Raw genomic sequence first — 201 nt, 5'->3', positions numbered from 1 at the left:
CACGCGGACGGTGTCCGCGCCCGCCGCCGAGGCGCCCGCCGTCGTCGAGCCGGAGGCCGTGAAGCCTGTGGCCGCCGCCGAGCCGGTGCAGGACGACGAGACCCCTGCCGAGGAGCCCGCTGCGCCGCGCCGTCGCCGTCGCGCCACGCGGACGGTGTCGACGCCCGCCGCCGAGGCGCCCGCCGTCGGGGAGCCGGAGGC

1 protein-coding gene is annotated in these 201 nt (G+C 82.1%); it reads left to right on the top strand.

All coding sequences use genetic code 11. The annotated features are described in order from the left end of the window. Positions 1 to 201: hypothetical protein (locus GTW43_RS38725; RefSeq protein ID WP_202502293.1), on the top strand; the 201-nt coding region annotated here is incomplete at both ends.

Source organism: Streptomyces sp. SID5785, from assembly GCF_009870065.1.
In the GTDB taxonomy this organism is placed as follows: Bacteria; Actinomycetota; Actinomycetes; order Streptomycetales; family Streptomycetaceae; genus Streptomyces.
This window is presented reverse-complemented; position numbering and strand designations above follow the sequence as displayed.